This is a genomic window from Clostridium sp. Cult1 (assembly GCF_021655095.1).
In the GTDB taxonomy this organism is placed as follows: domain Bacteria; phylum Bacillota; class Clostridia; order Tissierellales; family Tepidimicrobiaceae; genus Schnuerera.
Map to the genome: position 1 here is coordinate 1,775,189 of NZ_PPXW01000001.1, position 14,834 is coordinate 1,790,022.

12 protein-coding genes are annotated in these 14,834 nt (G+C 34.7%); all 12 read right to left on the minus strand.

The window, feature by feature from the left end:
- Positions 1-1,095, minus strand: a 1,095-nt coding sequence (locus C3E89_RS08830) for an OPT family oligopeptide transporter (RefSeq protein WP_236913457.1), incomplete at its 3' end; no start/stop codon positions are given.
- Positions 1,096-1,331: 236 nt separating this feature from the next.
- On the minus strand, positions 1,332-2,072 hold the full coding sequence (locus C3E89_RS08835; RefSeq protein ID WP_236912183.1) for an OAM dimerization domain-containing protein: 741 nt from the start codon (positions 2,070-2,072) through the stop codon (positions 1,332-1,334).
- A complete protein-coding gene (locus C3E89_RS08840) occupies positions 2,072-3,631 on the minus strand; it encodes a lysine 5,6-aminomutase subunit alpha (protein WP_442870612.1) in 1,560 nt (519 codons plus the stop codon). Before C3E89_RS08840 ends, C3E89_RS08835 begins: the two co-directional genes overlap by 1 nt.
- Positions 3,632-3,724: 93 nt before the next feature.
- On the minus strand, positions 3,725-5,353 hold the full coding sequence (locus C3E89_RS08845; RefSeq protein ID WP_236912187.1) for a MutS-related protein: 1,629 nt from the start codon (positions 5,351-5,353) through the stop codon (positions 3,725-3,727).
- A gap of 1 nt (position 5,354) precedes the next feature.
- Entirely contained in the window at positions 5,355-6,386 is a 1,032-nt protein-coding gene (locus tag C3E89_RS08850) for a hypothetical protein (RefSeq protein ID WP_236912188.1), read from the minus strand.
- Positions 6,387-6,467: 81 nt separating this feature from the next.
- Positions 6,468-7,727, minus strand: coding sequence for a lysine 2,3-aminomutase (ablA, locus tag C3E89_RS08855; protein ID WP_236912189.1), 1,260 nt, complete (start codon positions 7,725-7,727; stop codon positions 6,468-6,470).
- Between the two features lie 29 nt (positions 7,728-7,756).
- Positions 7,757-8,794, minus strand: a complete 1,038-nt coding sequence (locus C3E89_RS08860; RefSeq protein ID WP_236912191.1) for a zinc-binding dehydrogenase — start codon at positions 8,792-8,794, stop codon at positions 7,757-7,759.
- Between the two features lie 195 nt (positions 8,795-8,989).
- A complete protein-coding gene (locus C3E89_RS08865; RefSeq protein ID WP_236912194.1) occupies positions 8,990-10,366 on the minus strand; it encodes a sigma-54 interaction domain-containing protein in 1,377 nt (458 codons plus the stop codon).
- A gap of 60 nt (positions 10,367-10,426) precedes the next feature.
- Positions 10,427-11,233 (minus strand): glutamate racemase, encoded by an 807-nt coding sequence (murI, locus tag C3E89_RS08870; protein WP_236912195.1) that lies wholly within the window; start codon positions 11,231-11,233, stop codon positions 10,427-10,429.
- 78 nt (positions 11,234-11,311) lie between these two features.
- Positions 11,312-12,682 carry a germination protein YpeB gene (ypeB, locus tag C3E89_RS08875; RefSeq protein ID WP_236912197.1) on the minus strand — a complete coding sequence of 457 codons (1,371 nt, stop codon included), beginning with the start codon at positions 12,680-12,682 and terminating at the stop codon, positions 11,312-11,314.
- 13 nt (positions 12,683-12,695) lie between these two features.
- On the minus strand, positions 12,696-13,355 hold the full coding sequence (gene sleB, locus C3E89_RS08880; protein WP_236913458.1) for a spore cortex-lytic enzyme: 660 nt from the start codon (positions 13,353-13,355) through the stop codon (positions 12,696-12,698).
- Between the two features lie 184 nt (positions 13,356-13,539).
- Positions 13,540-14,730, minus strand: a complete 1,191-nt coding sequence (locus C3E89_RS08885; protein WP_236912199.1) for a M20 family metallopeptidase — start codon at positions 14,728-14,730, stop codon at positions 13,540-13,542.
- Between the last annotated feature and the right edge of the window lie 104 nt (positions 14,731-14,834).

A 14,834-nucleotide genomic window follows, 5' to 3' on the forward strand; every position in this document is an offset into this window, starting at 1 on the left:
ATTACTACTACCTACTAAACCTACAAGTCTTGCAGATACTGTTGCAAAGAAGAATCCAAATACTGCGATTATCAATGCTCCAGGAATACCTACCGGTATAAAATCTGTAGCTCCTATAAATATTACTATAGCTGCTACTCCTATTAAGGCTAATTTAATGGACATATCTTCATCTGTTCTTAAAGTTGAAGATGTACCTGCAGTACTCTTTAATCCTCCCATAGCTTCTTTAAAAGTTCTAATTATTAAAGGTAAGGATTTGACTAAGCTTAGGATACCACCAAAGGCAACGGCCCCTGCACCAATATACCTAATATAATTGTCCCAAATGTCCCAATAGCTTAACTCCATTAATGGCACAGAAGCTGGATAAATTATATCTGGTATATATTGTCCTAGATGGCTTATAAGTGGTATAAGGACTAACCAACCTAGTACAGCTCCTGATAACATATAGGAAGATATTTGTGGCCCTACTATGAAACCTACTCCCAATAGAGCTGGTAGCGTATCCATACCTATAGCTGCACCTTTATATCCTGGTAAAGCCCATTCTATTTCTGAAGGGAACAATTTAATTCCGTCAGTAATAAATTTAAATGCTGAACCAATTCCAAGGCCTTTGAATACAGTTTCAGCTTTTGCCCCTCCAGTTTCTCCTGCTATTAATACTTCTGCACAGGCAGTTCCTTCTGGATAAGGAAGGACTCCATGTTCGTTTACAATTAATGCTTTCCTTAGTGGGAGCATCAATAAAGCACCTAATATACCTCCTGCTAAGGATATAATTACAATTCTCATTAAACTAGGCTCTGCCATCCCAAGTTCCTGAGACCAGATAAACAAAGCTGGTAAAGTAAAGATTGCTCCTGCTGCTAAAGATTCTCCAGCAGAGCCTATGGTTTGTACCATATTGTTTTCCAAAATAGATTCCCTCTTCATAATTCCACGGATAATACCCATTGAGATTACTGCTGCTGGTATGGATGCACTAATAGTCATACCAACCCTAAGACCAATATAGGCATTGGCAGCACCAAATATTATAGCCATAATAATACCAATAATGATTGCTGTAGGTGTAAATTCTGGCATTACCTTATCCGCAGAGATATAGGGTTTAAATTCTTTTGCTTGCTTTTCCACTTTGGCAACTCTCCTTTCTTTTTTTGATTTTATTGTGTGTATTTTTATTATAATTTTTTTATTCTCAATTGTCAAATAAATTCAAATCTAGTATTTTATTGCATTAACTTGGTAAATCGACATAGTGGTTGAGTTTTTCTACAAATAAAACAGCAACCCTATAGCGGGTTGCCAAAGGATAAATTTTATATCATATTCCTTTTTACCATCTCTGTAACTACAAAACTTGCTACGTCCTCAGCAAAGCTTCCCGTTCCAAAGCCTGCATCATAACCTAGTTCTTTGGCCAATTCATGGGAAATCCTTGGCCCACCACAGGTTAAAATCACCTTATCTCTTATTCCCTCTGCTTCCAGCAATTCTACTAATTGGGTTAAATTTGGTATATGGACATCTTTTTGGGTTACTACTTGGGATACCAAAATAGCATCAGCATCTAACTCTATGGCTTTGGCTACTAGTTCTTCGTTGGGGACTTGACTACCTAGGTTATAGGCTTCAATTCCCTCATATCTCTCTAATCCAAAATGGCCTGCATAACCTTTCATATTCATAATGGCATCTATCCCTACAGTATGAGCATCGGTGCCAGTGCAAGCTCCTACTACTACTATATCTCTTTTTATATTATTCTTTATAAATTCTTCTACCTCTTCTTTACTCATTACATCTAAATCCACTTTTGGTACTTCTATTTTAGTATAGTCTACTGTGTGAACGGATTTTCCATATAGTATAAAATAGGTATATCCTACTAAATCCTTAGAGTATACTACAGAAGGTTCTTCTAGTCCCATCTTTTTAGCTAATTGGCGGGCTGCTTCATTAGCCTCATCTCCATAGGGTACTGGTAAGGTGAAGCTCAATTGAACCATTCCATCGTTTAATGTATCTCCATAGGGTTTTACCCTTGTTAAATCCACCATTATTTCCCACCTCCAACCATTAGTTGAATAAATGGATTGAAATACCCTGAATCCTTTTTAGCTACTCCATCTAATCCTTTGCCACCAGTTCTAGATCTTTTTACTCCGCCAAATTTACCCTGTTCTATAGTTGAAAACAATCCATTATTGGCTATTTCATTTAATAATTCTTCTGCATCCTTTAAAACCTTACGGGCTCTCCCTTGGATAATACCTCCATCTCTAAAGCTAATTTCATTACCCAAATCCTTAGCATTGTTAAAAATATATTTAGCATTTTCTATGGAAAGATATCTGTCCTGTAAATGAGGAGTATGGATGGCTTCCGTTAACATTCCTAGTAACTGGATTCCTTGGTTGGTCATTATGGATACTAGGTTAAACATAGCATCTTGTATATGGCCTTTAAAAATATTCCCAGTCATATATTTAGTTGGGGGCATATATTTTAATGGTGCATTTGGAAATATTTCTCTGGCCATTTGGGCTTGGGCTAATTCATATAAAAACCCATTTTTTAATTCTGGGTCCATTTCAAAGGCATGGCCTAACCCCATTTGTTCTTCTGGAATACCAGCTTTTAATGCAAATTGTTCATTTATAAATTGGGAGGCCAATACGGTATGAGCTGCTTCTACTGCATCATCTGTTGTAAGGTAGTTGTCCTCTCCTGTATTTATTATTATGCCTGCGTATCCATTGATTACCCTGGAGAAATATTGGTCTATTAATGTTCTTTGCATATTTATATCTCTAAATAAAATTCCATAAAGAGCATCGTTTAGCATCATATCTAATCTTTCTAAAGCACCCATGGCAGCTATTTCTGGCATACATAGACCAGAGCAATAATTACAAAGCCTTATATAGCGACCTACCTCTTCTCCTACTTCGTCTAAGGCTTTTCTCATAAGTTTAAAGTTTTCTTGGGTAGCATAGGTTCCTCCAAAGCCTTCAGTAGTAGGACCATAGGGCACATAGTCTAATAGACTTTGACCTGTAGTTCTAATTACAGCTATTACGTCAGCTCCTTGACGAGCTGCTGATTTAGCCTGTTCTATGTCTTCATATATATTTCCTGTAGCCACTATTACATATAGATAGGGTTTATTCCCTTCTCCTAAAACGTCGATTAATTCTTCTCTTTTGTTTCTATTAACTTTAATTTTTTCTATACTTTCTTCTGCCTTTTCATATATAATATCTTGAATTTTTTCCTCATTAGCTGCTGATATCCTAGTGATATCCAATTCTCCCCTAGCTATCTTTTCTGCTATTTCTTGGGGATTGTCTCCAGTTTGTGCTATAGCGTTACCTAGCCAATAGGCTATACCTCGTTCTAATCCTCCACCTTCTTTAATATTGTCTATGAATACATTTGGTAAAGGTTTGTCTATTTCATCCACACCATCTATTCCCAATAACCTAGCAATAGTTCTTTCTGTGGAAGTGGTAGTATGTTCATCTATAAATTTTTGCACATCATCAGCTATTAGTTTAGCTGCGTTTCTTGAACTATCGATTAATTTTTTATCAAGATTTAATTTGCTCAAACATATCAACCTCCTTTTTTGAATGCACAATTGACAGTTCACAATTATCTGAAAAAATTAACCCCAAAATTGTACATCCTAAATCCTAAATTATTAAAGTTAGTCCTCTAAACTTTTTTCCGCTCTATGGATTATCTTTGGATCTAAACCCATTATTCTGGCTATGTTTAGTGCATCTTTGGGGACTGGTTTGGTTTTATCTACGGTTCTTAGGCGGTAATCCATAAGCCTGTTTATTAGATTTATCTTCTCAGGTTGGATTTTTTTCAATTCTAATTTTAACTCATCTAATTCCATATGGGATAGGCCTATTACCTGTAGATGGACTACTTTATCCATATTTCCAATATTGTCGTAATGAGTTGTCAATAAGGTTATAGAATTTTTGTCTAGTAAATATTCTACTACTGCTCTTGATATGGCATAGCCTTCTTCTGGATTGGTGCCACTGGCTAATTCGTCTATTAATATTAAACCTTTATTTTCTGATATTTCTATAGCCTCTTGAATTAGTTTAATCTCTCCTCCGAAGGTGCTCAAACCTTTATCTGTAGATTGAAAATCTCCTATGGAAGCCTTAATAAAATTGCTTAGCCCTAGAGTCATTTCCTTGGCTGGAACCAATAAACCATGTTGGGCCATGGAAGTCAACAGGCCTACCAATTTAAGACTGACAGTCTTTCCTCCCATATTAGCTCCTGTAATACAGGTGACCCCTTCCTTAAGTTCTAAACTTATAGGAGTATATGCTAATCCTATTTTCTTTAAGGATTCCTCAACTTTTGGATGTCTTCCTTCTACTATGGTTATGGAGTGTTCTTTGATAATATGGGGTTTGATCCCATCTATTTCTAGCCCAAAGCTAGCCTTTCCCAGTATAAAATCTATCTTTCCAATACTGGATATATTTTTATAAAGGGCTTTGCTTTTTTTGCCTATTTCTTTAGAAAGATATTTCCTTATCTCCATTTCCTCTTTTTCTTCTTTATCCTTAAGAATTAGGACTTTTCTTTCCAATAGGGTTATTGTGTCCGTTGCTTTTAAAGAGTATCTAATATTCATATAAGTTTCCGATACATAGTTTAAATGAGGATAATTCTCTAACTTTTCGATTACTTCTCCTTTGTCTTTAGGAATAATTATAGAACCATCTGGATTTAATTTTATATCCAGCTCTTTTTCAATCTTTTCCTTTAAGTTATTTTTCTCCCTTTTTATTCTTCTTTCTGCTTCCCTTTTTTCTTCTCTAATGGACTTTAATTCTTCTGAATAGGCATCATATATATAGAAAGTAGAAATACCTGTAGATTCTGGGTCCAGTAGTTTTTCTAAACTTTCTATTGGTTCTATTGTCATATCTTTCCATAGGAATACTTGACTGGCAGTCAAGTATTCCTTTAAATCTCTAATTAAAAAAAGGAAGTTCTTTATCTCAAACAATTCAATTTCTGAAAGAATTCCTCCATCCCTGGCTCTGTTTATGGAAATTCTTAAATCCTTTATACCATGGAGTATATTGTTTATTTCTCCCATAAACCTTTTATTTTTAGCATAGTTAGCATAGGTTGCCACCTTTTCTAATTCCTCTATTAGCTTTTCCTCTTCTCCTCTAAAAAAAGGTCTCATTTTATCCTTGTAGATTTTCCCATAGGGGGTTTTAATATTTATCCTATTCAATATATACTGAAAATCTAAAGATGCTTTCGTATGCCCATCCATAAATTCCATTTTATTCACCCCCTAATACTAAATCTACTACCGGAATATCCTTTATATAATATCTCATTTTTTCTAACAACTCTCTAGCTTCAAAATAATATCCTTGTGGTGCATAAGGGTTTAATGTTATTGCTATTAAATTAATCGGATTTAATACCTTTATTTTTATACCATATCTCATAAATTTCAGCCAATCCTTGGGTGGAATAAATATTTTTGTTCCATCAGCTACTACTATATCCACATTTTTATATCTATTTGTTGATCTTATAATATCTTCCACAGTGTTTTTTACTAAGGAACCAGGGATCAGTATGTATTTTGAATTATCCTCTATATGATCCCCTATAATATGTCCACAATTTAATGCGGTTTTTATCTCTATAGGATGAATATTTAAACCCTTGTCTATAATAGCAATATCTCCATCCTTTAAAACCTTTTCTAGTATTTCTCTTTCCCTAGGATCTTCAATTTGAGGAAGGTTAAAAAGGTTCACTATATGGATGGTTTCTTCTATAACCTTGTTCATATCTCTACTTAATACAGCTCCAGTAGATAATATGGTGGCATCGGTTATAGAAGGGGCGGCGGAAGACCTTCTATCTATGGCCCCATCTATTACCACCATTTCCGCCCCTAATTCTATCATTAAATTTGCAACTTCTTTTATTTCAGCTGTAGTCTGAGGCCCTGATATTTGAATATATCCACTATCCTTCACTCTACCTATGAGAATCTCTCCTAAGGGGGTTCTATATTGGGTTATGCTCATTATTTCTACAGTAGCATCGCCTAAGGACAATAATTCGGTAGTAGTGGCAATTATGGTTCCTTCTTCTGCAAATATTTTAGGCTTTTCCGTTTCTGTAACTAAATCCAAGGATTCTCCATCCCTTCCAGTGGAAACAATGCCTAATTTTATATTTTTATCTACAGCTTCATAAATTAAATGGTTTAACGCTACAGTCTTGCCACTGTTCTTAGCCATGCCGACTATGGATATTATTTTGTGTTTATTATAGATATGTTTTAGTAACAATAGATCACCCCTTATTTCAATTGACAATGTATAGTTCACGGTTATTTAGGGTCTAATTGTGCTGTGTATTAATTAAAATCGTTAATTAGCTGAAACTGTCCTCTGTTTTCTCTCTAAATTACTTGGTGCCATGGATTTTACTTCTGGGTCTTGGAGTAGTTCTGCTACGCCGGTCATATGTCTTTCCCTTTCGCCTTTGCATACAGGGCAATTACATGGTTCTTCTGTAATTTGAGGTTCTGTGTAAGTAGTAATAACCCCTTCATAATTTCTTAATACTATCTTAGTTGGAGATTGACTTATAAGGTATTGAGGCATAACTGGAGTCTTTCCACCACCACCTGGTGCATCTACTACAAAGGTTGGAACAGCAAATCCTGAAGTATGTCCTCTTAAGGCTTCTATTATTTCTATACCCTTAGATACTTTAGTTCTAAAATGTTCTATTCCCATAGATAGATCACATTGGTAAATATAATAAGGTCTAATTCTTATCATTACCAATTTATGAACTAATTCCTTCATTATATTTGGACAATCGTTGACCCCTCTCAATAATACGGATTGATTGCCTAGTGGAATTCCTGCATCTGCCATTTTATTTGCTGCTGCTATTGAAGTTTCTGTAATCTCCTTTGGATGATTAAAATGGGTGTTCAACCAAATAGGATGATATTTTTTTAACATATTAACTAAGTCGTCGGTTATTCTCATAGGCATAACTACAGGGGTCCTAGTACCAATTCGGATTATTTCCACATGAGGAATTGCCCTTAATTCCTTTATAATATATTCTAATCTTTCATCAGATACTAGTAATGCATCTCCACCAGATAATAAAACGTCTCTTACTTGGGGAGTGTTTCTAATATATTCTATACATTGATCAATTCTATCCTTAGGTGCCCCTGAATCCTTTTGTCCTGCAAATCTTCTCCTAGTACAATGTCTACAATACATGGAGCATTGGTCAGTTATTAGGAAAAGTACTCTGTCCGGATATCTATGGGTAAGTCCTGATACAGGGGAATCTTCATCTTCTGCTAATGGGTCTTCCATATCTGCTATACTCTCGTGGGTTTCCATTATTGTAGGGACTGCTTGTTTTCTAATAGGGCAATTTGGGTCATCTGGATCCATTAAAGATGCATAATATGGTGTAATTCCCATTCTAAACTTACTTAATACTTGACCTATTTCCTTTTCTTCCTTTTCAGTTATATTGATCACTTTCTTTAAATCTTCCACATCAGTAATTCTATTTCTAACCTGCCACCGCCAGTCATGCCACTCTTCATCTGTCACATCTTTCCATAATTCAATATCTTTATAAGATCTCACAGTGAAAACCTCCCTCTTTTTTCAATGGACTAAGCGTATAACTCCTGGAAAATCCTTCTTAATTCTTTAGACTCTCTCATTAGTTCTAAGGATATAGCTGCGTGGTCTTTTGTGTAACCATTTCCCACTATCATGGTTATGTCTTTTCCTACCCCTTCTGCTCCTAGGGCTGCTTTTGTAAAGCTAGTTGCCATACTGAAGAAATATACAATGCCTCCATCTTTTGTAAGCAATATACTGGACATTTCAGTGTTTGGAATATTAACTGTATTTATAACTATATCTGCCATTTCCCCATTAGTTGCTTCCTTAACTTTCTCTAGTAATTCTACTGCATTGGTAGCGTTTGCCTTTATGTAGACATCAGCTAAGTTTGCATTCTTAACTCTTGCTATGGTTTCATCCCTAGATCCTATGCATATGACCTTTCCCGTTACTCCTGCTCTTTTCTTTGCTTCATATAAGCAAAGCATTCCAGATTTACCAGTACCACCTATTACTACTACTGTATCTCCCGGTTTGACTAATTTAGCTGTTTGAGCTGGTGCTCCTGCTACATCTAAGACAGATAATGCTAAATTCTCTGGTAGGTCTTCAGCCAATACTGCATATATTCCAGATTCAAATAATATAGCTTTTCCCTTGATATCCACTTGATCAACATCTGGTCTTATTTCTAAGAATTCATCTATTCTAAGTGGAGTTAAGGATAAAGAAACCAAAGTAGCTATTTTATCTCCTACTTTTAAGTCGGTTTTCCCTTCCAATGCAGGTCCAATTTTCTCTACAGTCCCTATTAGCATACCACCAGAGCCAGTAACTGGATTTTGGTGTTTACCTCTTTCAGCTACTATGCCTTTCATAATCTTTTTAATTTCTTCAGTGTCTCCCTTTGCCTGTTCTTTTATTTGAGTAAAACTAGCTGAATCTACATTTAACGTTTGTACATCGATTAATATTTCGTTGTCATAAATTTCCATGCTATTATCAATTTTTAATGCAGGTTGTGGTAGTACTCCTTTTGGTTCAATTACCCTATGAGTACCATATGGACATCCTTTTCTCATAAAAATCCCTCCTTAGAAATTTATCGCCATATATAATATAATGCAAATTTTGTGCCAATTTTCACAAAGTTTGAAATGACTGAATTTTAAGGTTATAAGCTGATAAATATATAAACATACAAATTTATTGCCTAATTTTGGGCAAATAAATTCCCCTAAAGGTTGCCTGGCACCCTTTAGAGGAATTTATTATAGTTATTTTAGATTATATTTGGATATTTTGTATTGAAGAGTTTGTCGAGGAATGTTTAATAGTTCTGCAGTATAGCTAATGTTGTATTCTGCTTCTTCTAAAGCTTCTTTTATCAATTCCCTTTCTATATTTTCTAAAGTGGCTTTTAGGGATAGACTCCCCTCTAAATCTTTAATCTGCTTGAATTTTGTCGGTAGATGTTCTATATCTATTATCTCTATGTCGTATATACTCATAATTCCTTCTATTAGATTTTCCAATTCCCTTACATTTCCTTCCCAAGGGTTGGAAATAAATAGATCCATTACCTTTTTGGATACTCCTTTTACTGATTTACCTAGTTTTTTATTTAGTTTATCTATAAAATGCTGAGTTAATATGGGGATATCGTCTTTCCTTTCTTTTAAAGGAGGAATATTTAGGCTTATAACATTCAATCTATAGTATAGGTCTTTTCTTAAATATTTTTGCTTAACTGCTTCTTCTGGAGGTATATTGGTAGCGGTGATTATTCTTACATCTACATTAATACTTTTAATTCCTCCTACTGGCCTAAAGCTTCCGTCCTGTAAAACTCGCAATAGTTTTGACTGTAATTCTAAGGGCATGGAGTTTATTTCATCTAGAAATAATGTACCTCCATTAGCTAATTCAAATAGGCCTTGTCTATCTTCTGCTCCTGTAAATCCTCCCTTGACAGTTCCAAATAGAATCCCTTCTAATAGATTGGCTGGTAAAGCAGCACAGTTTTGAGTAATAAAAGGTTTGTTTTTTCTATTGCTTGCATTATGTATAGCATGAACAAATAATTCCTTCCCTGTACCTGTATCTCCATATATTAAAACTGGTGCATGGCTATCTGCTGCTTTCAAGGCTATTTGTTTAAGTTTTAACATTTCTTTGTTTTGCCCTATAATGTCTAGAAAGGTATACTTAGCCATTTCTTCTTCTTTAGTTTTCCCTTTAGAATTATTATATAGTTTGCTCTGTAGGTCTACGATCTTTTCAGACATCTCTCTAACCTGGGTTATATCTTTGGATATTTCTAAAGCTCCTAATATTTTGCCGTTACTTTTAATAGGTATGGAAGAGTTAATGGTAGTTATCTTTTCTCCTTTATAGTTTATGAAGGTTTGTTCTTTTTTAAGGATTGGCTTTCCTGTTTTAATTACAGTTAAAAGAGTTGAGGTTTCATAACTTAATGATGGATATACTTCTAACAAATGACGGCCTACAGCCTCCTCCCTATCTATGCCATCTATTTTTTGAGCAAATAGATTATAATAGGCTATTTTACCATTCTTATCTATGATATGGATACCTTCTTCTATACAATCTAATATTTCCAGTATATTCTCCCTAAAGAATAAATCTTTCATAAAGACTCCTTTCTGCTGAATTTTAGGCACTCAAAGCCAAATTATAGGCACCTAATGTGCCTATAAATTTTCAATATTTACTTTTTGAACAGAGGCTATTTCTTTTCTTAATATATTGCCTCCAATTCTTTTAAATTTCTCAGGGTCATCGCTTACATAATAATGGTATTTCCCTCCATCTAGTTTACTGGATAATAAGCCTTTTTCCTTTAGCATTATCTTTCCAGCTTTAGCCGTTTCATAGGCTGGATTAACCATTGTCACCTTATCTCCCAACACTTTATTGATGGTATAGCGAAGGGCTGGATAATGGGTGCAGCCAAGAACTAAAGAATCTATATTATGTTCTTTTAATTCTAATAAGTATTTTTTTGCTGTAATAAATGCCACATCTGTGCTTTCCCATCCTTCTTCTACTATTGGTACAAATAGAGGGCAGGGGATTCCTATTATCTCTGCAGAGGGCAACATCTTTCTTATTTTTCTTTGATAGGACTGGCTATTTATTGTTCCTTCTGTGCCTATTACTCCAATTACCGAATTTCTAGTAGCGGAAACTGCAGCTTTGGCTCCTGGTTCTATAACTCCTAATATAGGTACATCAAAAACTTTTTGAGCTTCTTCCATAGCTAAAGCTGATGCTGTATTACAAGCTACTACTATAGCTTTTATTTCCTTTGTCAATAAAAACCTTACGGATTGAAAGAAATACTTTATTACTGTTTCTTTAGAACGAGTCCCATAGGGAATTCTAGCTGTATCTCCAAAATATACTATATCTTCTCCTGGTAGTTGTTCCATTATTTCTTTTAATACTGTTAATCCACCAATTCCTGAATCGAATACTCCAATTGGTCTGTCATCCATAAAAAAACCCCCTTTTATTATATTTTATTAATATTAGGGGGTTTTTACAACTGTTATTTTAAGCAAGAAATTTAAAGCTTAAAAGGTTAATGTACCATTTTCATTTTTAATTAGCTGTAGTATTTGTTCTTCATTGCCAGTTAAGGCATTGATATAGACTATATAATCTGCCCCTCTATAGTTACCTTTAAATTCGTAACATAGTACTTCATTTTTTCCTTTAGGAATCAATGCAAGTCTAGAGGAGTTTATATCAAAATCCGTCTTTACCTCTTCTCTGGCTTCTTCTAAAGTTAACTTAGGTTCTTCAATGTTTCTATTATGGTGATTTAAATAATAGGTTGAGGCATCAAACCCTACTATTTCTCCATTATCCAAAGCCACTTTTACCTTTACTAGATCTGGATAAATGGTTATATTCTGTTCCTTATATACAAAGTTAAATAATACTGTTCCATCATATCTTAAATAATAATTGGGTTCCATATTATCGAAACCTTTTTGTCTTAAATATTCAAGGGCTTTGTTTTGAGCTTCCTCTATAGATAATTTTCCTTTAGCTACTGGCCTTGGGTTAGCCATCCATAGTACGTGGCCACCTTTTTTAGATACTCCCATATATACTGCCAACTCCTTGGAAGTATTTCTAGGATATAGATTGAAAGTATAGGAAGGTATCCTAACTTCCGATGAATCCTCTCCTTCTTCAAAGACAGTTATGTCGTTAACTTTATTGGCTCCAAAGAATTCTGTAGCTATTTTTTGTGCTTGACTTTTAGATATATTTTTATTTTCTAATCCTAAAGGTTTTCGGTTTATCATCTGATCCGAGAAAGGTCCATCATAGATCAATTCTGGAGTTTTTGCCATATTTTTCTCAATATTGACTAAAGTAGTTTGAAATACCTTTTCGTTTCCTTCCTGAACCTTTTTATTCTGTCGGTCATTTAGAGAACCGAATAAGAAATTTTTATCTGATAATTCTGATTGAAGTTTAGCCAGTTCTTCATTGAAGGTAGCAGAATTCTGCTGAAGATTGGCTAATGATGCCATCTGTTCGTTGGTTACAGGTTTCCCTTGTAAATGAGTTTGGATTAAATAGTAGCTATAGTCTGCAACCTGATTTAAAAACTTTTCTGTTTTGGCAGTTTCTGCATGGGTTATGGGCATTTGCCCTAGTTTGTCTTGTGCAAAATAGGCCTCATTCATTATTTGGGATAAGAGCAACACATTTTGATCCCTTGAATTAGACAACATGGCCTTAGATAAATTTACTTGTACATTATCCAAATGTTTCTTTACATCAAAAAATAATCTTTGATAATTGTTTTCCAATGCCACCCCTAGTTCATTTTTAGTTGTATATTCGTTATAACCCCAAACAAGGGAAATTATAAGGGCTAGGCCTAATATGCTTGGAGCTATCCACCATCTTCTATTTCTATCCACTTTCTCTCACCTCCTATAGTCCAAACCAATGTTTACCAATTTTCAATGTTACCTTCCTAGACCAAATCCATCTACTGGTAGCTGTGGCTGGATTCCAATAATATAGGCAGCCATAGGTAGGGTCCCAACCATTTAGGGCATCCCTTGCTGCTTTAATAGAATCCTTGTCTGGAGTTAGATTTATTTGCCCATCAGCTACTGCTGTAAAAGCTAAAGGCTGATATACTACTCCTGCTACAGTATTTGGAAACTTAGGACTTCTAACCCTATTTAATACTACTGCTCCTACTGCCACCTTTCCTATATAGGGTTCTCCCCTAGCCTCCCCATGGATAGTTCTAGCCAAAAGATATTCGTCTCCTTTTCTATTAACTCCTTGAGCATAAGCAGGTGCTGCACTGGTTAGATTTATTCCCAATGCTGCTGCTGTTTGAGGTCCAACTACTCCATCTACTCTAAGCCCGTTTTTAGCTTGAAACCTTCTTACTGCTCTATAGGTTTCTGGCCCATATATGCCATCTACGGCTCCAATTAAATATTTCCATTTTACTAATTGCCATTGAACATTTTTCACATCCTGCCCTTGAGTTCCCCAATAAAGTACTTGAGGTGCAAAGAACATATTGGATCTATTGGTAGCTTCTTGTAGAATATTATTTGGTTCATAAAACATAAGTATGGACAGGAATACTAATACTAGAATCAAAGTGGTTACAGTAAACTTTTTCAAATTATTTACCTCCTTTCATATTTGCCAGGTTTCTATATTTTTTGTAATAATATAAAATTTATACAGTAAAATGAAAAAAGCCATTATTGGCTTCATTTACCAATAATGGCTTTTTTCATTTTTATTATTAAATTTTTAAAAGTTTTACCAATATACTATATATTACTTGAGTAGTCTTAACTAAACTGTCAATTGAAACCCATTCATCGGAAGAATGATAATTTTGGCCATAGGGGCCAAAAATGAATGTAGGGGCTCCAGTCCTAGTACCTAGATAGTTAAAATCCCCCATACTAGAAAAATAGGCTATAGTTCCATAGGTTCCCGTTATTTCCTTAATGGTTTCTTGAAATAACTTTGTAAATTCATTGTTCTCATCTACTGTATAGGGTTTAAATCCATCTACCCCTTCATGAGGAGCTTCTCTAAATTCTATTTCATATCGACTTTTAATATTAGCCTTTTTGGCTGCTTCATCCACTTCTTTGATTAAATAGTCTTTATCTTCCCCTCTGACTACATGCCTAAACACTGTAAAACTAGATTCTTCTGCAACACTACATGCTGCTCCCCCACCTGAAGTTTCAATTACCACCAAGGAGCCTTTGCCTAGTTGAGGATCCTCTTTTAATTTTAATTTATTCAATTCGCATATTAGTTTAGCACCATCTAGTATAGCATCTATTCCTAATTCTGGAGAGGCAGCATGGCTAGCTTTACCATAAAGATTTATCTTATAGTTATAACCACCTCTAGCTCCTAAACATAGACAGGGAAATTCAATATCTGTAAATCCACTACTAGGTTCTGTTACTATTGATAAGTCAATATCCTCCGTTATTCCATCTAGGATAGTAGCATCGGTCCCTAGTCCATAGGGGCCTTCTTCATCGGAGACTAGAGTGTAGACTATTTCACCTTTAAAATCCTTTACATTTTGCAAGAAAGCTTTTAAAGCAAGCATTATTGCTGCCGACCCACCTTTCATGTCTAAAGCACCTAAACCATATAGTCTATCTCCTTCTATGGTTGCCTTAAAAGGATCCTTTGTCCAACCTTGGCTTAAGGTAACTGTGTCCAAATGCCCATTAAGTAATATTTTTAGCCCTTCTTCCTTTCCCTTAATACTTCCTACTAAATTTATTCCTTTAAATTTTGTAATCTTTTTTTCAACATACCTGTGATATTCAACGGGTATATTATTATTTTTTAGCCAATCATACGCATATTTCATTATTTCTTCTTCATTAAAATAGGGACTATAAATTTCTATAAGTCCTGATGTCAGATTAATAACTTTTTCTCGAATATTTTCCAACCTAATCCCCCCTAGTATAATAATGTCATAGTCAATAAAGACTATGCAGTTAAAACTTTTATAAAAATCTCATTTCTTTATTCAGTAACTGAAGAAGATATTCA

Excerpts from the sequence above, each read along its gene's own strand:
- C3E89_RS08860 (WP_236912191.1), bottom strand. The coding sequence starts at position 8,794 with ATGAGAAAAGGATGTCCATATGGTACTCATAGGGTAATTGAACCAAAA.
- murI (WP_236912195.1), bottom strand. The coding sequence starts at position 11,233 with ATGGATGACAGACCAATTGGAGTATTCGATTCAGGAATTGGTGGATTA.
- sleB (WP_236913458.1), bottom strand. The coding sequence starts at position 13,355 with ATGTTTTATGAACCAAATAATATTCTACAAGAAGCTACCAATAGATCC.
- C3E89_RS08845 (WP_236912187.1), bottom strand. The coding sequence starts at position 5,353 with ATGGAATTTATGGATGGGCATACGAAAGCATCTTTAGATTTTCAGTAT.
- C3E89_RS08835 (WP_236912183.1), bottom strand. The coding sequence starts at position 2,072 with ATGGTGGATTTAACAAGGGTAAAACCCTATGGAGATACATTAAACGAT.
- C3E89_RS08865 (WP_236912194.1), bottom strand. The coding sequence starts at position 10,366 with ATGAAAGATTTATTCTTTAGGGAGAATATACTGGAAATATTAGATTGT.